Raw genomic sequence first — 17,952 nt, forward strand, 5'->3', positions numbered from 1 at the left:
ATAATCTTGCTCAAAGCCTCCGTTCCTGCGACGGTTCCGCACGATATGGCACCTTTTGTCCGACATTTCCGTTCGCCGCGGGGTTCTGTGCCCCGCTCCGTCCTCCTGATGGGAGGGCTTCTTCTGGCCGCGCCCTTTCTCTCGGGATGCAAGCTGCTGGACCAGCGCACGTTCAACCCGAATGCGGGCAAGCCCCCTCACCCCCATATTCCGCCTGCGCCGCCTGCGCCGCCGCCACATGCTCCGTTTCTGGCGATCGCAGGGGGGACGCCAGAATCCGAATACGGTCCCGTCGTGGAACGCGCTGCGAAGGCTGCCCTGTCACGCAAGGCGAACGTCCTCTTCATCGTGCAGGCCTTTGCACCGCCACAGCCGACCCCCGACGGTCAGGCACAGGCCTTAACAGATGTGACCAACCATCTGGCGGCAGTCGTCGCGTCCCATCTTGAAAAGGCTGGCGCACAGCCCATCCAGATCGAAATGCACGCCATTACCGATCCGTCGGCCACAAAACCGTCCGTCCGCGTCGACGTACGCTGATCTCCGAAGCCATGCCCGGAACAGAGGCGCTGTGAGGTACCGGACCGGGACCAAACTGGTGCTAGGTATCCTGTGCACCGGTTTCGGTCTGTGCCTCTTTCTTAACGCCACAGCCCTCGCCGTCCTGCGGACAACCGCAACACTCCGGGAAACATCTGCTCCTCAAAGCAGCCGGGTCAGAAGCAGCCCCAGCGCTACACCAATCGCAAACAGGATCAGGCCGTTGCGCAGACGTGTTCCGATCGGCGTCCGCTCGGGCACAACAGTTTGCGTCACGCTGTCACGCAGCGCAGCCATTTCTTCCTGCTGCGCACGGGCTTCTTCCTGTTCCTGCCAAACCCGGCCGCTCATGCGCCGGATGTAATGCCCGGCATCGGCCGGGGTTGTTGCGGCATGGTCAACAACACGTTCGGCCAAAGTCCGGTTTGCCGTATGTCCCAGCCCCAGAACGCGATGCGCAGGACAGGCGGCCAAAACTTCCAGCACCAGTGGGTTTTCGAACACCACAAAATCGGACACGTCCCCGCCCCCACGAATCAGAACGATGATGTCTTCCCGGCAGGTGCGGATCGCCTCTGCCAGACGACTTGGATCGTTCATGGCCGTGGGCAGACTTCGCACACGTTCCGGGCGCCAGGCCCCGCCGAGAGCCTGAAGGAAATCCTCGGCCACCAATGCACTGGAGGCTGCGGAATGAATCAGCAGGAGCCGCGCCTCCGGCCGGGTGGGATAGGGGTGAAATGCGCAGGGCAACCCACGCAGGACGTCCAGAACGGAACGTTCGACGCGTTCGATCTTCTGACGATCCGGATCATGCAGTTCCACGGCGACCACTTCGAAACGCAGAACGACCTGTCCGCGATACTGTCGGGCGCGCAGCATGCCGGTGACATGGACGTAATCGCCGGGCCCGACTTCGGCCCGCGCCAGAATGGATTTCTGCACTTCGAGAGCCAGGGTGGTTCCGAATTGCGGATCGGTCAGGGGAAGCTGGTAATATTTGGGATAGGCATTAGGCGCGGCATCACCAAGCTGTCCCGCTACGATCAGCGGAAAGCCCCATTCGTCGAAAGCGGCGCAGATCTCATCCAGCCGGGCAGAAAACAGATCCTGCACCTGAAGCGGCGAGAGGACTGTCAGTGTTGTTGTGTCTCCCACCGCGGAAGATGAGCGGGAGCGTCTCGGAAAAGCGTCCATTTGTTACCATATGGAGAAAGAACAAATGTTCTCACAGGGGGCTGAGGCCCTCTCACGTGATTTTTTGCCTGTTTTTCAGAAGGTTGTGAACTGGTGGGCCGATTTGATCCCGAAGCGCTGTTCAAACGTCTTGCCCGGTCCCGGTTCCGCACCCGCTTTCACCTGGACGATCAGGCGCGACTCTATCTCGAAAGCCGGGGCCTTGATGCCGTCATGGAACATGGCACGGCTTTCATTGCCGAACGTCTTGCCCCGGCCCATCCACCCCGCGATGGCAAGCAGACGCCCATGCGCGGGCATCCGGTATTTATCGCACAGCATGCCACAGGTGCGTGCTGCCGGAGCTGCCTGTCCAAATGGCATGGCATGGCCCCCGGCAGGGCTTTGACACCCGAACAGCAGGCGCAGATCCTGCTTGTGCTGCGAAGCTGGATCGAGCGGGATTTTGGGCGAACCATACCCAAAAGCCCGGCGCAGGGGGCGCTCTTCTGAAGCCTCAGTCCGGTTGGCGACGTGGCACGAACCGCTCCGCCAGGAAGATCAGCAGAAGTGCCGCAGCCCCCAACACGATCTGCGAACGCGTTTCGGGCTGGATCAGCATAGCGGCCAACGTGCATCCGATAAGGACCAGCGCCACATAAGCCTTCCAGGGCGACTCAGGCACGAGCTTCAGGCGCCCTGCCACGATCATGGTATTGTTGAACACCATGAACCCACCCGTCAGGCTGACCAGCAGGCCAAAAATCAGCGTCGGCGACAGAACGGCCAAGGCAGCCACAACAATGGACGCTATGGCGCTGACCAGAATGGCGCGCCGTGGCAGTTTTGTGGATGCATCCACCGTCAGAAACAACCCCGGCGCGGAGCCGGATTCCGCCAGTTCATACAGGATGCGGGACGTTACATAGATCCCGGAATTGAGGCTGGAGAGCGCAGCCGTCATGACAACGAGCGCCAGCGCCACATCCGCGAATGGGATATGCAGGCGGTGCAGGACCAGCAGGAATGGCGAATATCCGGAAACCACATCGCTCCACGGCACCAGACACAGAACGAGCGCGATGGATACGATATAGAACCCGCCAATGCGCAGCGCGATGGAGCGCGTGGCGCGGACAATGTTCTGCTCGGTGTTGTCGGATTCAACGGCCGCAACGGTGGAAATCTCGCTGCCGCCCATGGAGAACAGGATCGTCGGGATCACGGCCAGAAGGGCCAGCCAGCCATGCGGCAACAGGCCGCCATGCGCGAACAGGTTTTCATGCACAGGAATGGGGCGGCTCAGCAGCACCCAGACGCCGATACCAATGAAACAGACGATTGCCAGAACCTTGATGGCGGAGAACCAGTATTCGAACTCGCCATAGCCTTTGACCGACATGAGGTTCACCCCGGTCATCACTGCCATGATCAGGATTTCCAGCACCGCGTAGGGCAGCGGAATATAAGGGGCGAGCATCGTGGCCACCGCGATGACCTCCACGGCGATCGCGATAATCCAGGTCAGCCAGTACGCCCAGCCGGCCACAAAGGCTGCGCGGTTCCCAAGCGCGTACTGGATCTGGCCCAGAAACGATGCCCGTCCCGGCACCTTCAGCGCCAGATCGCGCATCATCAGATTGACCAGGAACACCAGCGTTCCGGCAAGAGCATAGGACAGCAGCACCGCAGGACCACCCAGCGAAAGGGCCGCGGACGCTCCAATGAAATATCCTGCCCCGATCACCCCTCCCAGGGCGATCATGACGACATGGCGCGTACGCAGACTGTGGGCAAGCTGGTCGGGCTGGCTCATGGACAAGGGACTTCCTGCTGTGGACGGGACGGTGTTGCGGGCCAGACGTTTCAGACCGGAAGATCTCTGTTGTCCGCCAGGGTTTCCATGGTCATGTAAGAGGTGATGGCATCAAGCTCCACCTTGCTGATGATCTGCTGATAGACACGATCGAAATCGTTCATATCACAGGCCACCACTTTCAGAAGATAATCGTATTCACCCGCGATCCGATAAAAATCAACTATGTTCGGGATCGAACCGACCACCTTGCGAAATGTCTCGAACCATTCGCGCGAATGATGGCGCGTACGCATCAGCACGAACACCGTCAGCGTCAGGCCCAGCGCAGAGGCGTTGAGCCGCACCGTGTCATGGGCGATCACGCCGTCTTCGCGCAGGGCGTTCAGGCGCCGCCAGCAGGCATTCTGCGACAGACCAACCTTCTCGGCGAGTTCACGCTGGGAAGGGGTACCCTGCTTTTGGAGGATTCTCAGGATCGCCCTGTCTGTTTGATCGAGTTTTCTGGCCATATCGCATCATATGACCACAAAAACGATTTTTCATCCTCAAAAAAGAAGAGGTTTTTACTCTTTCTGTCGGTCTATCGTTCAGTTCCCACGCAGAGGAAGAACATCGCGTCATGGAAACGATCGGCAATCTCGACAACAGCACCGCCATTCTTGAACAGTTCGAGCAGACGCTGCGCAACAACGGGTTGAGCGCGCTGGCCAAGGGTGTAATTGGCGATGGTGCGAAGTTCTCGACGCCGTTCGGGACGCAATCCCTGCTTTATGCCGATTATGTTGCCTCCGGCCGTGCGCTGAAGCAGATCGAGACGTTCATCATGGACGAGATCCTGCCGTTCTATGCCAACAGTCACACCGAAGCGTCTTTCTGCGGCGCTTACATGACGCGCCTGCGCAACAGCGCCCGCGCCATGATCGCCCGGTTCTGTCATGCCCCCTCCCCCGATTTCACGACCATCTTTATGGGCAATGGCGCAACGGCCGGGCTGAACCGTCTCGTTCATCTGCTGGAAATCCCGGCTCTGTGTGAAGCTGGCAAGCGGCCCGTCGTTTTTATCGGCCCTTACGAGCATCACTCCAACATCCTGCCCTGGCGTGAGAGCGGTGCGGAGATTGTCGAAATTCCTGAGGCGCCCGAAGGTGGACCGGATCTGCATGGTCTGGAACAGGCCTTGAAATCCTACCCCGCAGACCGTCTGAAAATCGGCTCGTTCTCGGCCGCTTCCAACGTCACGGGCATCCTGACAGATGTGAACGCCGTCACTGACCTGCTCAAGCGAAATGGTGCCCTGTCGATCTGGGATTATGCCGGAGCCGGACCATACTGCCCGATTGACATGCAGCCCGGCACACCGTTCGAGAAAGATGCGGTCGTCGTGTCCTGCCACAAGTTCATCGGTGGCCCGGCAGCGTCCGGCATACTGATCGTCCGCAATACCGCCATGCTCCGCACGACACCTGTCCTTCCGGGCGGTGGTACCGTGCGTTTTGTTTCGCCCTGGAACCACGACTACACCGCGAACCTCGCTGCCCGCGAAGAAAGCGGGACACCGAACGTGATCGGAGATATCCGCGCCGCGCTGGCCTTCATCGTCAAGGACGTCATCGGAGACGCCTATATGGCGCAGCGCAATGCGGAACTGCGCGCCCGGGCCGTAAAAGCCTGGAGCAACAATCCCGCCATCGAGATCCTAGGACATCCGACTGCCGACGCACTGCCGATCTTTTCGTTCCGTATCCGCGATGTGAAGAACAATGTGTTCATCCATCAGCAGCTTTTCACGCGCATGCTGTCGGACCGTTACGGCATTCAGGTCCGGGGTGGCTGTGCGTGTGCAGGGCCGTATGCGCATCGTCTGCTAGGCATTGATGAAAATGAGTCTGGCCTGATCCGCAGCGCCATTCTCTCGGGTCAGGAAATCGAAAAACCTGGCTGGACACGCCTGAATTTCAGTGTGCTGATGGATGACAGCAAGGTCGAGCGCATCCTGAACGCTATCAACGAACTCGCCAGCAATCCCTGCGAGACGGCGGCACAGTATGACTGCGACATCACCACGGCGCGCTTCCGTCCGAAGGCAGCGGCCTGAAACAGGCCGCGAACACGCTCTCAGAACAGATAGGCGATCTTCATGTAATAGGCGTTCGTCTCCGGCACGTTCCGTCCTTCGACGGAATGAGAATAACGGGGTGTGAACGACAGGCGTTTGGTGATTAAAAACATTGCACCGACGCCAAGCGCCGTTTCGCGGCTGCTGGAATTGGCGACCCACAGATTGGACGTGTTGTCGTGCATGCCGCCACTGTTCTGCCAGTCGAGCGACAAGAACGGCTCGATGCGTGACGTGGCTTTCCAGCTGAAGCGCAGGTTCGTGTAGAACACGTTTCCAGCCGAATAGCTGTGTTCGCCATTGCGATGTTTGGTGGAGCTTACGACACTGCCCAGATCGCCATCGAAGCTGAAATGCTTCCATTCGTAATCGAAGATGATGCTCGACAGGTTAGCCCAGTAATGCATCGCCATGGAATCCCGCGTGCCCGACGGTGTTTCCATGAAGGTCTGGATCCCGAGCGTGCTGTGCTTGTTGGGCTTGAACCAGGCGGCGGGTCCGACGATTGTCGTACCCAGACCACCCCAGTTCTGCCCGTTAGCCAGCGTGTAGGCCTCGGACTGGATCAGTTCGAAGGCGAAGCCGACATGCGGGATCGCGTCGAAACTGCGGAAATGCACGTATTTCGTCATACCGCTCCAGGTGTGACTGCCACCTCGCGCCCGTCGCTGTCCGCCACTGTCGTAAACGGAGCCAGCAGCGTTTCCGTCACCATACTGCACGACCACGTTGAACGGTTTGAAATCGACCGGCAGGTCGTATTCGTGCGGTCCGATGATGGCCAGTGGAATATCCGCACCATGAGCGGCAAAGCCTGGAACGAGAGCAACAGCAGGCAACCAGGCCGTCAGGGCACCAAGACGCACTCCGAGCGTGAATTTGCAACGCATAACGTGAATTTCCATAGAGTGTGAGCGGGAGTGTGGAGCGTGTCCTCAGTAAAAGACACGCTCCGTCCGTAAGTGGGCGATCAGTGCGCAGGGGCGCTCTGGTCTCCGTTCAGGCTGTAAGCGATGATATAATCACCGCTGCGGGTGCCAAGGCCCCCATGACCGCCAGCGGCGATCACAACATACTGCTTCCCATCGATTTGATAGGACATCGGCGTGGCCTGTCCGCCAGCAGGCAGACGGTCCTGCCAGATGACCTTGCCGTTCGACATGTCGAAACCGCGCAGGTAGTCGTCGGCCGTCGCACCCATAAAGGACACGCCGCCCTTGGTCAGGACGCTGCCACCGATGTTGTACATACCGGTCGGAAGCGGAAGGTTGTTATGCGTCCGGAAAGGCCCCGTGTCGCGCGTGGTGCCGACAGGGTGCTGCCAGACAATCTTCTTCGTAACCAGATCGATTGCCGTGATCGTTCCCCAGGCCGGGCCCTTGCAGGGGATCTGAAGCGGGTTGAGCCATGGGCTGGTGTAAGCGATGTAAGGCGTTCCGTAATCAGGAGAGACACTGAGAGCGTCACCCTTGGCTTCCGGCTTGTCGCCCTGGCCGTTCCACTTCGGCAGAATACCGGCGTTTTCAGCCTGCTGTCGCTTTTCCAGACGGATCCGGAACGGCAGGTAGCTCGCATTGGCGATCAACAGTTTGCGCTGCGGATCGATGGATGCGCCCTGCCAGTCAACCACACCATAGAATGCCGGATAGACGATCGTCGTCTTGCCGACATGTGGCGGCGTGAACTGACCTTCGTAAGCGGACTGACGGAACTGGATGCGGCAGATCATCTGATCCAGCAGCGTCGCGCCCCACATGTCGCTTTCCTTGAGGTCCGGCGGCGTCAGGGACGGCAGACCAACTGCGTAAGGCTGCGTCGGGGAGACATGGTCATCCGCGGCAACACCCGCGGTCGGAACCGGACGTTCTTCAACCGGGTAACCTGGAACCGGCTTGCCGGTCCGACGGTCCAGAACAAAGAACTCTCCGCGCTTGGTACTCTGGATCAGAGCCGGAATGTTTTCACCATTCGGGCCGGGCAGATCAACCATGGACGGACCGATCGGAAGATCCATGTCCCACAGGTCATGATGAACGGTCTGGAAGGTCCAGCGGCGTTCACCCGTCTCGATATCGAGAGCGATCGTGGCGCTGGAGGTTGCGTCGTCGAACGGACGGCGCGAGCCACCCCAGTTGTCCGGAGGAGAGTTACCCGTCGGGATATACAGCAGGCCGAGATCCGGATCGGCCGTGTAGACGCCCCATGCGTTCGGGGTGTCACGCGTCAGCTCGTCGTTCGGGCCGGGCTTCCAGTTTTCCGGGTTGTGACCGGCATCCCAGGCCCATTCGATCTCACCCGTGATCGGGTTGAACGCACGGATTGCGCCGGAAGGTTCGAAATTCGCCTGGTTGTCGAAGATCCAACCGCCCAGCACCACGCGATCCTTCACCACCAGCGGCGGGGACGTCACGAAATGGAAGCCATGCGGAACATGACCGAGATACTGGCGCAGAGAAATAAAGCCGTGCTCGCCGAAGTCTTCGCAGGGCTTGCCGGTTTCGGCATCGACAGCCAGCAGACGCACGTCGCCGACCGGGGAGAAAAGGCGCTTCTGGCAGGCCTTGGAGCCGTCCGGAGCCTGATAGTCGTCCGGCGCCTTGTAATAGGACACGCCACGGCAGGCCAGATAGACGTTCGCCGCCAGATCGGCCGCAGCCGGCTTGGGATCGAACTTCCACTTCACCTTGCCGGTTCTGGCATCGAGAGCCATGACCCAGTTGTGCGGCGTGCAAAGATAGAGCGTGTCATCAACCTTGATGGGGGTGACCTCAAGGTTGAACTCGTGGCCCTGATCAGGACCTGCGACAACACCTTCGTCAGACTTCTGGACGTCACCCGTGCGGGTCACCCAAGCGCGTTTGAGGTTGCTGATATTCGCAGGCGTAATCTGGGCCAGCGGGCTGTAGCGATCACCACCCACCGTGCGGCCGTAGGCGGGCCAGTCGGCTTCGGGCGTGTCTTTCGCCGTCAGATCGGATTGTCCGTTCGCGGCCATGCGGTCCGCGGGGAGCGTGCCGTTGATGGAGTAAGACGTGAAGCAGCTTGCGATAATCGCAACCATCGCAATGACGGCCGAACCGAGCAGTTCGCGCTTGTCCGAAGTCCAGTTCCGGCCCGTGCGCCACACCCATGGCAGCAGCATCCAGGCCGCAATGCCGACGAGCGTGAAAAGACGGACTTCCAGACCCCAGATGTCGAACCCGACTTCAAGAACGGACCAGATGGTCGCCACCAGCAGAAGGGCCGCGTACAGCCGCGCGGCCAGCAGGGGATTCCTGAAGCTGATACCCGCAGCAGCAAGCATCACGAGGCCCAGAAGGGCGTAGAACCACGAACCACCGAGAATGAGGAGATATCCTCCCCCTCCCAGCAGGAAAAGCCCGACAAGTGCGAGCAGGATAGAGGTTAATGAAGACATTACCCTCTGGAGTGAAGCAGACATGACACCTCGTTCTTGCGAAAAACGAAAACCATTCCCCCTGAAATGATTTGTCTTTCCTGGTCATCGGCGGAACGCGTTACCGTTTGCGTCCCGTCATGGCTGTGACGGACGGGAGAGCCCTGTTCGAACAGCAGGAGCAGCAAAAAGCGGCGCCTGCTAACAGCTCCGGCTTCATGCCTGCTTCCCCTCCGCTCCACAGCACTGAACCAGAAAAGAGAAGGAGCACTGCGTTACCGATGGCCTGCGAAACAGCATCCCCGATACGCAACGCTTCGCCTTTTCCGGAAAACGTCATTCCTGATTTTTTTCGTTGCGGGCTATCCCACATCATTGAACTTTCACCCGTTTGTGACCGTCTGCGTCGTACCTGTCTCAGAACTGCGACAGGTACGACGCAGTGCGAGGAGCGCGATGACCACAACACTGTCCCGCACCTGCCTGACCGCTTCATGGGCAAGATGCTCCACGAACTACAATCTGGATCCGTCCGAGCGGTGGGAAACAGAAGTCCTCAGCCAGCCGGAGCTGCGCTTCGTCAGCGGACGCACCCAGCGCCTGATCCAGAGTGCCCTGCCCGAGATGCAGCATCTGCACAGGCTCGTGGATCGGCTGGATTTCACGGTCATGCTGGCCGATCCCACAGGGATCGTTCTCTCCCGCCACACCCAGCGCAGCCAGCTCAGCGGCTGCAGGCGCTGGCGTTTTCAGGCAGGAGCGGTATGGGACGAGCAGAACGCAGGAACTAATGCCATCGGCACCTGCCTGCGTGAGGAACGCCCCGTTATGGTCGTGCATGACCAGCACTGGCGGCTATGTTTCCGCAAGCTGACCGGCATGGCCGTACCGGTCTATAATTCCATCGGGGAACTCGCAGGCGCGATGAATATCTGCTCATTTACGGCGGAGAACGTCGTGCCTGCCGCGCAGCTGCTGATGGATGCGCTCCTCACGACTGCCCGGCGCGTGGAGGAAAAACTGTTTCATGACCGCTTCGGGCAGGCCATGATCATGACCCTGGGGCCGTCCACGTCATCCTCGTCGATGTTAGTCGCTCTTGACCGTGACGGTCATGTCCAAGGTGCGACACATGCCAGCCGCCAGCACATGAACTGGCCCGAGGGCGAGCTGTCCAGCCTCCCCGCCCTGCTGCCCCTGCTCGATGCGCAGGAAGAGCCCAATTTCCGCCGGGCAGAAGCTCAGGTCATTCACTCCGCCCTTGCGACGGTCCACGGAAATGTCAGTGCCGCCGCGCGTCTTCTGGGCGTGAGCCGCGCGACGCTGCACCGCAAGATCAGGGCGTTGGATCTTGAGCGCTGAAACCTGACAGAGCTGCGGCGTAATCGTCAGGACGGAATCCGACCAGCAGCAGGCCAGGACCTTCCAGAACCGGACGCCGGATCATGGCAGGCTGCTCCAGCATGAGCGCAATGGCACGTTCCGCATCAAGGCTGTCCTTCAGTTCGGGTGACAGCCTGCGAAACGTCGTTCCCGAACGGTTCAGCAGCTTCTCCCAGCCCAGTTGAGCCACCCAGCCTTCAAGCTGCCCCCGATCGACGCCGTCCTTGCGATAATCATGGAACGTAACCGCCACCCCGTGTTCGGCCAGCCATGTCCGCGCCTTGCGCATCGTATCGCAGTTGGGAATGCCGTAGATCGTGATTGATGCGGCCATGGGACTGCTTCCTCATTTTTCCGGCATGGCCGGAGACGTTGTTCATCATGAAACCATGACGTGGTCATTCCCACAAATCCAGCACCGGGGCTGGGGTCATCACGGTTTGTCAAAAACGCCAAAATCCGGAGTTATTTTTTTTGTGGAGAACGCCCGCGCTACGGCGGCTCCCTCATCGCGAGGGAGCCGTTTTGGGTCTCAGGCGACGAGACCGCCATCCACCAGAATGGACGCACCTGTAATGTAGGACGCGTCCGGACTGGCGAGGAACGACACGGTGCGGGCAATGTCATGGACCTTGCCGTAGGATTCCGTGGCCGTGAACTTGCGAATAACGGCGGCGGCCGCTCCGTCCTCGGGATTGAGGTCCGTTGCGATCGGGCCGGGCTCAACGATGTTCGCCGTGATGCCCTGCGGTCCGAGATCCCGTGCCACACCCTTCGTAAAGCCGATCAGGCCAGCCTTCGTTGCCGCATAGAGCGAGATGCCCGGGAACGGTGCGCGCTCACCGAAGGCCGAGCCGATGTAGATCAGACGGCCACCCGTCTGCATATATTTCAGGGCTTCGACCGTTTCGATCATCGCCGCGCGCAGGTTGAGGTTCAGGACATCCTCGATCTGCGTGACGGTCATCTGGGCGATCGGGCCATAGGGGTAGATGCCCGCATTACATACCAGTGCATCCAGACGCCCGAACGCTTCATGCGTTTTCGTGATGGCTGCGACATTGCCGTCCGTGCTGCCGCCATCGGCCTGAACGGCGACGGCCTTGCGGCCCAGTGCCTCAACTTCCGAGACAATTTTCTGCGCAGCTTTTTCATTGCGGGCGTAAGTGATGGCGATATCGAAGCCATCCTGTGCCAGCTTCAGCGCGATGGCCGCGCCGATGCCGCGTGATCCGCCGGTAATGAGCGCTACTCTCTGGGTCATGACCCTGTTCCTTCCTGACTGCGATGACGAAAGATCCGTCTTTAACGTCCGGATCATGAGGCATTTTTATGCCGGACCCAACCACTGCCCTGACATTGTGAAGACATCCCTTCATCAAAGGCCTAGAACACAACTCATGTCGGAACAGCAGAGCCCCACCGGGACCCCACGCGGGTGGACGGATATTGTCGCAGGTCTATCCCTTGCCTCGGTGAATATTCCGCAGGTTCTGGGCTATACGCGCATTGCGGCCATGCCTGCTGTCACGGGGCTTTATACGGTCCTGCTGCCACTTGTGGCGTTCGCAGCTTTCGGATCATCTCGGCATCTGGTCGTGGCCGCTGATTCCGCGACGGCAGCCATTTTCTCAAGTGCGATCGGCAAGATGGCGCTACCCGGGAGTGCGCATTACATCGCGCTCGTCAGCATGACGGCGCTGCTGTGTGCGGGGCTTCTGCTGGTGGCGCGGGTTTTTCGGCTAGGGTTTCTGGCGGATTTCCTCTCCCGCACTGTGCTGACGGGATTTCTGGCCGGGGTGGGCGTACAGGTCTGCATCGCAATGCTGCACGACATGCTGGGCGTGTCCATCAGCGCACATAATCCGTTGGTGCAGGCTTACGAAACCTTCCGTCAGATCCCACATGCGCACCTCATGGTCGCAGGCCTTTCGGCTGTGACGGTCGGGATTCTCATGACCGGGCAGCGCCTGGCTCCGCATCTGCCCGCCGGGCTCTGTGTCGTCATCGGCAGTATTGCGCTGAGTATGGGGCTGAACCTGTCCCATCACGGCGTCCCGACACTGGGGCATGTTGCAGGCGGACTGCCGCATTTCGGCCTGCCGAACGTCTCATGGAACGAGCTTCTGGCCCTCCTGCCCGTCGCGGCATCCTGCGTATTCGTCATCATCGCGCAGAGTGCGGCCACGTCCCGCATCTTCGGGGAGCGGTTTCATGAAACCGTTGATGAAAACCGCGATCTTCTGGGCCTGTCGGCAGCCAATGTCGCGGCAGGACTGAGCGGGACTTTCACCGTCAACGGCAGCCCGACCCAGACGGCCATGGCCGTGCGTTCCGGTGCCCGCACGCAGTTGGCACAGTTCACGTTCGCCTGTGTGACGCTCCTGGTGCTGCTGTTTCTCACACGCCCGCTTGAAGCCCTGCCCCGCTGCGTTCTGGCGGGGATCGTCTTTACTGTCGCGGTCGGCATGATTGATCTGAAAGGCCTGCGGGCAATCCGGCAGGAGAGCCCCGGTGAATTCTGGCTGGCCATCACGACAGCCGCCGTCGTTGTGGGGGTTGGCGTCGAGGAAGGTATTTTCCTTGCCATCGCGCTCTCGCTGTTCCGCCATGTCCGGCACAGCTACGAGCCGCATACGATGGTGCTGCAACAATCCCCGAGCGCCGGTATTCTGGAAGCCCTGCCCGCAAAGAACGGGCTGGAAAGTGCGCCCGGCCTGATTGTCTTCCGGTTCTGCGCGGATCTGTTCTACGCCAATTCGACGCGCTTCCGGCAGGATCTGCTGGGCCTTGTGGGGCATGCGCCTCATCCGGTCCGCTGCGTCGTGCTGGATGCAAGCCCTGTCACGGACATCGATTATTCCGCTGCCGCCGACCTGCGGGCCCTGATCGCACAACTGCATCAGCACGACATTGCGCTGATTTTCGGACGAGTGAGCGTATATCTGCGCGCGGATATGGACCGGCACCATATTACCCCGACACTAGGGGACAACAATATCTATGCCGAACTGCACACGGCGCTGAAAGCCGCCCACCAGATCCTTGGGGACACCGCAGCGCCCCCTCCGACCGTCAGGCCTTCCTGACAAATTCGGACTTCAGGTTCATCGCACCGATCCCGGCAATCTTGCAGGCGATGTCATGCCCGTCGCCACCATCTGAAAGGCGGATGTTCTTCACCTTGGTGCCGCCCTTGACGACCATGGACGAGCCCTTGATCTTCAGATCCTTGATGACCGTCACGGTATCACCATCGGCCAGAACATTGCCGTTGGCATCACGGATCTCGCCGGAAGTCTCACCACTTTCCGCCGTCGTCTCGGCCGGGTTCCACTCATGCGCACATTCCGGGCACATCCACAGCGCACCATCCGGATAAACGTGTTCGCACCCGCAGACCGGGCATTTCAGATTACTGTCCATGATGACCTTTTCCGTTTGTGGCCGGACACTACTGCACGCAGTCGGTATTTCAAAACGGGGATGGAGCATTTTCATAACCTGCTCGTTCGACATGACGCGCGCGATCAACAGGCAAATATAGATTACCACGCTGCGGGACAGACTGTTCCGACGCTCCGCCCCAACGTGCGCGCAGACCTTTCGGGTCTGCGGGGCAAGCGGATCAGTGTTCCAGATAGAACTCGATAGGAACCGTCAGGGACAGCGGATCGCCCTGCACACTATCGGGCGGAATAGGCAGCGGTTCTGCACGGTGGATCAAGGCCAGCGTCTCCGCATCCAGCAGGTCATACCCCGCGCTACGCTTGAGACTGACACTCAGGACATGCCCTTTGCGATCCATGACGAAATGCAACAGAGACGTTCCTTCCTGATGCGTGGACTGAGCTGCTTCAGGATAGCGTTTAAACCGTTCCAGACGCGCCAGCAGCTCGCCCTGCCAGGTCACGGGATCATGCGATGCCTGGCTGGACGTCGTGACCGAAGCAGCGCTCGGAGCGGTCGTAGGCGGAGCTTCGACCGTACGGGGGGCTGTTGTCTTTTCCACAGACGGCGCTTTGACCGGAACGGGTGGGAGCGGCTTGTGCACACTTGGCTGGTGCGGCCTGACCTTCTCCGTCTTTGGCACCGGGACCGGCGGGTTGGGAGCCGGGCTTGGCGGGGCTTCGACCTTGGGACGGTCTTCCGGCTGCGGCACCGTCGAGGCCACTGCCTGCTGCGGAGCGGGATCGACATCCTGTTGCGGTGCCGATACCGGCACGGGGACAGGCGCAAGATCGATGCTGATTGCAGCCGGAGACGGTTCCGCCACCAGAATGGGCTGGGGATGCGCGGACATCACGGCCCAGAACAGGGCCGCCCCCGTAAGGGCAACAACACCCAGAGCAGAACCGCCCCAGAGACGTGCGCTCCGGCGGTCTTCCACATGGCAGGTTGCGGCGTACCACTCCCGAAACCTCGGCAGCGGCACGTTTGCAGAGATCAGCCCGTCCGACATCAGGGCGTTGTGCCTGTCGTCTGGCCCTGGAGCGTTACCAGCGCCACCTTGAGATAACCCGCGCTTCGCAGATGATCCATGACATCCATCAGCGTACCGTAATCCACTGTTTTATCAGCACGCAGGAAAATGCGTTCGTCGCGGTTACCTTTGGTCGCGGCGGCGAGGGCTTCCGTCAGTTGCGCGGCGGGCACATCGTTTTCCCCGAGGGCCAGATTGTGATCTGCCTTGACGGTCAGGAAAACGGGCTCATCGGGGCGCGGTACTGCCTGCTGTGTGGAAGACGGAAGATCGACGGGGACGTTGACGGTCGTAAGCGGCGCCGTGACCATGAAGATCACAAGCAGCACCAGCATAACATCAATGAACGGCGTGACGTTGATTTCGTGCGCTTCAAGCACGGTGTCGTCCGCATGGCGGATCCGGATGGCCATGGAAGCTTACTCTGCCGCAGCCAGCATATCGCGACCGAAGCGAAGCACCTTGCCGCCGCTGACCCCGCGCGCCAGATCCCGCGACACCAGACGCATTACGAGCGACGTCAGATCCGCGACACAGGCGCGACAGGCGGCCGTCTGACGGGCGAGATGATTGTAAATAACCACAGCCGGAATGGCCGCGACGAGGCCAAGCGCAGTTGCAAGCAGCGCCTCGGCAATGCCCGGAGCCACGACCGCAAGGCTCGTGGCATGGGCAGCCGCAATGCCTGTGAAGGACGACATGATGCCCCAGACCGTGCCGAACAACCCGACAAACGGAGACGTCGCACCGATAGTCGCCAACACGCCAGTCCCCCGCATCAGGCGGCGGCCTTCGGCAGCTTCCAGCCTCTCAAGATGCAGGACGATACGCTCCTTGATGCCCTCGCGGTCGCCCGGAATATCCTGCGAGCGCTGACGCTCCACTTCAGCGGCCATGATCATCGCATGCGCAATGCCGGAGCCTGATCCGGCGCGCATCCATTCCTCGCCAATATCCAGCGTCTCAGCGTCTTCAAGCGTGATTTCCGACTTCTTCAGACGCGCGCGAAGACGCTGCAGTTCAATGGTTTTGGCAATGAAGATCGTCCAGGTCACGAGCGAGGCCATCGTCAGGATTGTCATGACACCCCGCACGACCGGGCCGGCGTCGAGAAACATCTGCCAGGGGGAAAAGCTGAGGGACATCACGGCACCTATAGGAACTGCGGGGATACTGAATCAACGATAATAAGAGTCATTCTCATTATCAAGGATAATTCGCATGCTCCTACATGTCGCATCGTATCCGGTGCGCACTTTCGGTGCCTGAAATGAAAAAAGCCCCGGTCTGACCGAGGCTTTTTGTCTCAGTCCTGATGGGCGCTATGATCATGCGGACGCTGAAGGGCTGCGACCACCGTATCATTGACGGGGCGTCCCGACGTTTTTGCAATATCGTCGAGGCTCTGCTCCGCCGATAAGACCGTGTAGCCCTGAGACTGAAGGCGATGAATCAGGCCGTCAGCATCCATGTGAACCAGAGGGGCGATATCCGACAGTGGCGCCTGTTCCAGCACCGGAAGCGCCATGAACGCGGTTTTCCGGTTGCCCGCATGTCCACCCGGGACCTGGAAGATGAACGGGATGCAGGCCGCGAACGCGATGATCAGCGGCACATACAGCGTCTTGCGCCGGGCGTAATTGACCAGGGACGTCCAGTTCTTCACCAGATGAAGGATGAACGGCGCGAGAAGCACCATGCTCAGCCATTCATGAATGGGATGAAACGACTGTGGCGCCCAGTGGAAAAACATCGCCACACCCGTGACGCCGGAGACAATGAAGAACCCGGTCGTCAGTGGGGTCCCGTATCGGTTCATGAATGTTTTGAACATGTTTCTTTCTTGTGCCAGCACCGCGCCGGCCGCAGGTTGATGTCAGAGAAACAGGAATTTAAGCGGAAAGGTGCCGGCTGACTTCGAGCCCTGTCCCCACGGAGAGTAGATTATGCGGACCGCCGCAAGACAGACCACATAAAGGTCCTTCCACGACATGGTGATGCCCGACGTGCGTCCGATATCGAGGACGGTATTGTTCGTGTCGCTACTGCCAGCATCCACCTGAGCGTGAACACGCGCAGCGGACAGGTTGATCGTGCTGTCAGTTACTGTCGTGCCTGCAGTATACGTTCCATCCTGCGCCTTGGCGTCCCCGCCTTCTGGGACGCCAAAAGCTGCGCCGGGTGACAGCATGACGAGAGTCGACCATTTCTGACCCCAGCGATCGCGGAAGAATCTGAAAGACGAACCTGATGGCGAAGAAATCGAGAAATCGTTTTCTGAAGGCATGCAGCACCTGAACCCTGGAAGCTTCACAAATCTTACGCCGCCTTCCGCCTGATCCGGAGGAAACCTCGCGTCAGGCAAAAGCGCCACGACGTTCTGACTTAGGTCTGTTTCCCGCACTCCACGCATTATTGCAAATGGTTCTCATTGGCAATAATGCGTGGTAATGACATTGTTGCTTATAAAGCACATGCAGTCGCTCAAACCTTGATGACAGACATAGTCACGACATTCCTTACAGTGGTACCGACAAGGCAGTCAGAAACGGCATCGGCATGTTTGGCCTTATCTGTCCGGAACAAGCACCGCCAGACTTCAAAGAAGCGCGCCAGATCCTCCAGTGGAACAGCGCCGAATTGAGCAGCCGCAACTCGACGCAGTACGGGTCCCACGGGGCCATGTGCCTCCCTGAAAGCCAGCGGGTCATAAACCGATCAATTCACTCCCGAACCGGTGCCGTCACTACTTCCAGATCCGGGTTGCTCTACCTTGCCAGTTCGATCTCCACGGTCGCCAGAAATTCCGGCTCGTCCTTTACCAGCCGCCACATCGTGTCCAACATGGCATCCACGCACGCCTGACCGCGTAATGCCGCAGCACCATCGCCATAACCTGCGCCTTGATTGGAAACTGCTGCTGCAATGCCCCAAAACTCCGCGCCAATCAATATAGCATATTGCATAATATCACGCAGATGCTTTATTCCTGACAGACTTCCATCACCCATGATGCCCCAAACCCCGTTCGCAGGCCG

General features: G+C 59.8%; 19 protein-coding genes. 5 read left to right on the plus strand and 14 right to left on the minus strand.

Annotation, left to right across the window (positions count from 1 at the left end):
- Positions 1-45: 45 nt before the first annotated feature.
- Positions 46-540, plus strand: coding sequence for a hypothetical protein (locus IGS75_RS03335; protein WP_202257567.1), 495 nt, complete (start codon positions 46-48; stop codon positions 538-540).
- A gap of 162 nt (positions 541-702) precedes the next feature.
- On the opposite strand, the gene IGS75_RS03340 is transcribed toward IGS75_RS03335, so the two are convergent.
- Positions 703-1,737: an exodeoxyribonuclease VII large subunit gene (locus IGS75_RS03340; RefSeq protein WP_202257568.1), complete on the minus strand. Its 1,035-nt coding sequence runs from the start codon at positions 1,735-1,737 to the stop codon at positions 703-705.
- Between the two features lie 93 nt (positions 1,738-1,830).
- Here IGS75_RS03340 and IGS75_RS03345 point away from each other — a divergent pair, with 93 nt between their 5' ends.
- The gene (locus tag IGS75_RS03345; protein ID WP_141350904.1) at positions 1,831-2,229 is read left to right on the plus strand and encodes a DUF4186 domain-containing protein; all 399 of its coding nucleotides are present in this window, start codon (positions 1,831-1,833) and stop codon (positions 2,227-2,229) included.
- Positions 2,230-2,233: 4 nt separating this feature from the next.
- Here IGS75_RS03345 and IGS75_RS03350 read toward each other — a convergent pair whose 3' ends face one another.
- Together IGS75_RS03350 and IGS75_RS03355 are read right to left on the minus strand one after the other, a co-directional pair.
- Complete coding sequence (locus IGS75_RS03350) at positions 2,234-3,532, minus strand: amino acid permease (RefSeq protein ID WP_202257569.1); 1,299 nt, start codon at positions 3,530-3,532, stop codon at positions 2,234-2,236.
- A 50-nt stretch (positions 3,533-3,582) separates the two neighbouring features.
- Positions 3,583-4,044 (minus strand): Lrp/AsnC family transcriptional regulator, encoded by a 462-nt coding sequence (locus tag IGS75_RS03355; RefSeq protein WP_011252091.1) that lies wholly within the window; start codon positions 4,042-4,044, stop codon positions 3,583-3,585.
- Between the two features lie 110 nt (positions 4,045-4,154).
- Between IGS75_RS03355 and IGS75_RS03360 the strand changes: the two genes are divergently transcribed.
- On the plus strand, positions 4,155-5,630 hold the full coding sequence (locus IGS75_RS03360; protein WP_202257570.1) for an aminotransferase class V-fold PLP-dependent enzyme: 1,476 nt from the start codon (positions 4,155-4,157) through the stop codon (positions 5,628-5,630).
- A gap of 20 nt (positions 5,631-5,650) precedes the next feature.
- Here IGS75_RS03360 and IGS75_RS03365 read toward each other — a convergent pair whose 3' ends face one another.
- Both IGS75_RS03365 and IGS75_RS03370 read right to left on the minus strand, forming a co-directional pair.
- Positions 5,651-6,541 (minus strand): transporter, encoded by an 891-nt coding sequence (locus IGS75_RS03365; protein WP_202257571.1) that lies wholly within the window; start codon positions 6,539-6,541, stop codon positions 5,651-5,653.
- A gap of 80 nt (positions 6,542-6,621) precedes the next feature.
- Entirely contained in the window at positions 6,622-9,093 is a 2,472-nt protein-coding gene (locus tag IGS75_RS03370) for a membrane-bound PQQ-dependent dehydrogenase, glucose/quinate/shikimate family (RefSeq protein WP_202257572.1), read from the minus strand.
- Positions 9,094-9,504: 411 nt separating this feature from the next.
- On the opposite strand from IGS75_RS03370, the gene IGS75_RS03375 reads away from it, so the two are divergent.
- A complete protein-coding gene (locus tag IGS75_RS03375) occupies positions 9,505-10,410 on the plus strand; it encodes a helix-turn-helix domain-containing protein (RefSeq protein WP_202257573.1) in 906 nt (301 codons plus the stop codon).
- On the opposite strand, the gene IGS75_RS03380 is transcribed toward IGS75_RS03375, so the two are convergent.
- Together IGS75_RS03380 and IGS75_RS03385 are read right to left on the minus strand one after the other, a co-directional pair.
- Positions 10,385-10,765 carry an ArsC family reductase gene (locus IGS75_RS03380; RefSeq protein ID WP_202257574.1) on the minus strand — a complete coding sequence of 127 codons (381 nt, stop codon included), beginning with the start codon at positions 10,763-10,765 and terminating at the stop codon, positions 10,385-10,387. The two genes, IGS75_RS03375 and IGS75_RS03380, sit on opposite strands and share 26 nt — an antisense overlap.
- A 198-nt stretch (positions 10,766-10,963) precedes the next feature.
- Positions 10,964-11,695 carry an SDR family NAD(P)-dependent oxidoreductase gene (locus IGS75_RS03385; RefSeq protein WP_202257575.1) on the minus strand — a complete coding sequence of 244 codons (732 nt, stop codon included), beginning with the start codon at positions 11,693-11,695 and terminating at the stop codon, positions 10,964-10,966.
- A gap of 136 nt (positions 11,696-11,831) precedes the next feature.
- Here IGS75_RS03385 and IGS75_RS03390 point away from each other — a divergent pair, with 136 nt between their 5' ends.
- Positions 11,832-13,520 carry a SulP family inorganic anion transporter gene (locus IGS75_RS03390; RefSeq protein WP_237468957.1) on the plus strand — a complete coding sequence of 563 codons (1,689 nt, stop codon included), beginning with the start codon at positions 11,832-11,834 and terminating at the stop codon, positions 13,518-13,520.
- On the opposite strand, the gene IGS75_RS03395 is transcribed toward IGS75_RS03390, so the two are convergent.
- The 7 genes from IGS75_RS03395 to IGS75_RS15410 form a co-directional block, all read right to left on the minus strand.
- Positions 13,507-13,857, minus strand: coding sequence for a zinc ribbon domain-containing protein YjdM (locus tag IGS75_RS03395; RefSeq protein WP_202257577.1), 351 nt, complete (start codon positions 13,855-13,857; stop codon positions 13,507-13,509). The two genes, IGS75_RS03390 and IGS75_RS03395, sit on opposite strands and share 14 nt — an antisense overlap.
- A 202-nt stretch (positions 13,858-14,059) precedes the next feature.
- Positions 14,060-14,893, minus strand: coding sequence for an energy transducer TonB (locus IGS75_RS03400; RefSeq protein WP_202257578.1), 834 nt, complete (start codon positions 14,891-14,893; stop codon positions 14,060-14,062).
- Positions 14,893-15,327: a TonB system transport protein ExbD gene (exbD, locus tag IGS75_RS03405; RefSeq protein WP_141350881.1), complete on the minus strand. Its 435-nt coding sequence runs from the start codon at positions 15,325-15,327 to the stop codon at positions 14,893-14,895. The genes IGS75_RS03400 and exbD overlap by 1 nt, the downstream gene beginning before the upstream one ends.
- Before the next feature lie 6 nt (positions 15,328-15,333).
- Positions 15,334-16,059, minus strand: coding sequence for a tonB-system energizer ExbB (gene exbB / locus IGS75_RS03410; RefSeq protein WP_202257579.1), 726 nt, complete (start codon positions 16,057-16,059; stop codon positions 15,334-15,336).
- Positions 16,060-16,220: 161 nt separating this feature from the next.
- Positions 16,221-16,748, minus strand: coding sequence for a DUF4405 domain-containing protein (locus IGS75_RS03415; RefSeq protein WP_202257580.1), 528 nt, complete (start codon positions 16,746-16,748; stop codon positions 16,221-16,223).
- 42 nt (positions 16,749-16,790) lie between these two features.
- Positions 16,791-17,201 carry a hypothetical protein gene (locus IGS75_RS03420; protein WP_202257581.1) on the minus strand — a complete coding sequence of 137 codons (411 nt, stop codon included), beginning with the start codon at positions 17,199-17,201 and terminating at the stop codon, positions 16,791-16,793.
- 481 nt (positions 17,202-17,682) lie between these two features.
- Positions 17,683-17,925: a hypothetical protein gene (locus IGS75_RS15410; protein WP_228123746.1), complete on the minus strand. Its 243-nt coding sequence runs from the start codon at positions 17,923-17,925 to the stop codon at positions 17,683-17,685.
- Between the last annotated feature and the right edge of the window lie 27 nt (positions 17,926-17,952).

Origin of the sequence: Gluconobacter sphaericus, assembly GCF_016757795.1 — a bacterium.
In the GTDB taxonomy this organism is placed as follows: Bacteria; Pseudomonadota; Alphaproteobacteria; order Acetobacterales; family Acetobacteraceae; genus Gluconobacter; species Gluconobacter sphaericus.

Excerpts from the sequence above, each read along its gene's own strand:
- IGS75_RS03380 (WP_202257574.1), bottom strand. The coding sequence starts at position 10,765 with ATGGCCGCATCAATCACGATCTACGGCATTCCCAACTGCGATACGATG.
- IGS75_RS03355 (WP_011252091.1), bottom strand. The coding sequence starts at position 4,044 with ATGGCCAGAAAACTCGATCAAACAGACAGGGCGATCCTGAGAATCCTC.
- IGS75_RS03400 (WP_202257578.1), bottom strand. The coding sequence starts at position 14,893 with ATGTCGGACGGGCTGATCTCTGCAAACGTGCCGCTGCCGAGGTTTCGG.
- IGS75_RS03385 (WP_202257575.1), bottom strand. The coding sequence starts at position 11,695 with ATGACCCAGAGAGTAGCGCTCATTACCGGCGGATCACGCGGCATCGGC.
- IGS75_RS03365 (WP_202257571.1), bottom strand. The coding sequence starts at position 6,541 with ATGCGTTGCAAATTCACGCTCGGAGTGCGTCTTGGTGCCCTGACGGCC.
- IGS75_RS03395 (WP_202257577.1), bottom strand. The coding sequence starts at position 13,857 with ATGGACAGTAATCTGAAATGCCCGGTCTGCGGGTGCGAACACGTTTAT.
- IGS75_RS03415 (WP_202257580.1), bottom strand. The coding sequence starts at position 16,748 with ATGTTCAAAACATTCATGAACCGATACGGGACCCCACTGACGACCGGG.
- IGS75_RS03360 (WP_202257570.1), top strand. The coding sequence starts at position 4,155 with ATGGAAACGATCGGCAATCTCGACAACAGCACCGCCATTCTTGAACAG.
- exbB (WP_202257579.1), bottom strand. The coding sequence starts at position 16,059 with ATGTCCCTCAGCTTTTCCCCCTGGCAGATGTTTCTCGACGCCGGCCCG.
- IGS75_RS03350 (WP_202257569.1), bottom strand. The coding sequence starts at position 3,532 with ATGAGCCAGCCCGACCAGCTTGCCCACAGTCTGCGTACGCGCCATGTC.
- IGS75_RS03340 (WP_202257568.1), bottom strand. The coding sequence starts at position 1,737 with ATGGACGCTTTTCCGAGACGCTCCCGCTCATCTTCCGCGGTGGGAGAC.
- IGS75_RS03375 (WP_202257573.1), top strand. The coding sequence starts at position 9,505 with ATGACCACAACACTGTCCCGCACCTGCCTGACCGCTTCATGGGCAAGA.
- IGS75_RS03420 (WP_202257581.1), bottom strand. The coding sequence starts at position 17,201 with ATGCCTTCAGAAAACGATTTCTCGATTTCTTCGCCATCAGGTTCGTCT.
- IGS75_RS15410 (WP_228123746.1), bottom strand. The coding sequence starts at position 17,925 with ATGGGTGATGGAAGTCTGTCAGGAATAAAGCATCTGCGTGATATTATG.
- IGS75_RS03335 (WP_202257567.1), top strand. The coding sequence starts at position 46 with ATGGCACCTTTTGTCCGACATTTCCGTTCGCCGCGGGGTTCTGTGCCC.
- IGS75_RS03390 (WP_237468957.1), top strand. The coding sequence starts at position 11,832 with ATGTCGGAACAGCAGAGCCCCACCGGGACCCCACGCGGGTGGACGGAT.
- exbD (WP_141350881.1), bottom strand. The coding sequence starts at position 15,327 with ATGGCCATCCGGATCCGCCATGCGGACGACACCGTGCTTGAAGCGCAC.
- IGS75_RS03370 (WP_202257572.1), bottom strand. The coding sequence starts at position 9,093 with ATGTCTGCTTCACTCCAGAGGGTAATGTCTTCATTAACCTCTATCCTG.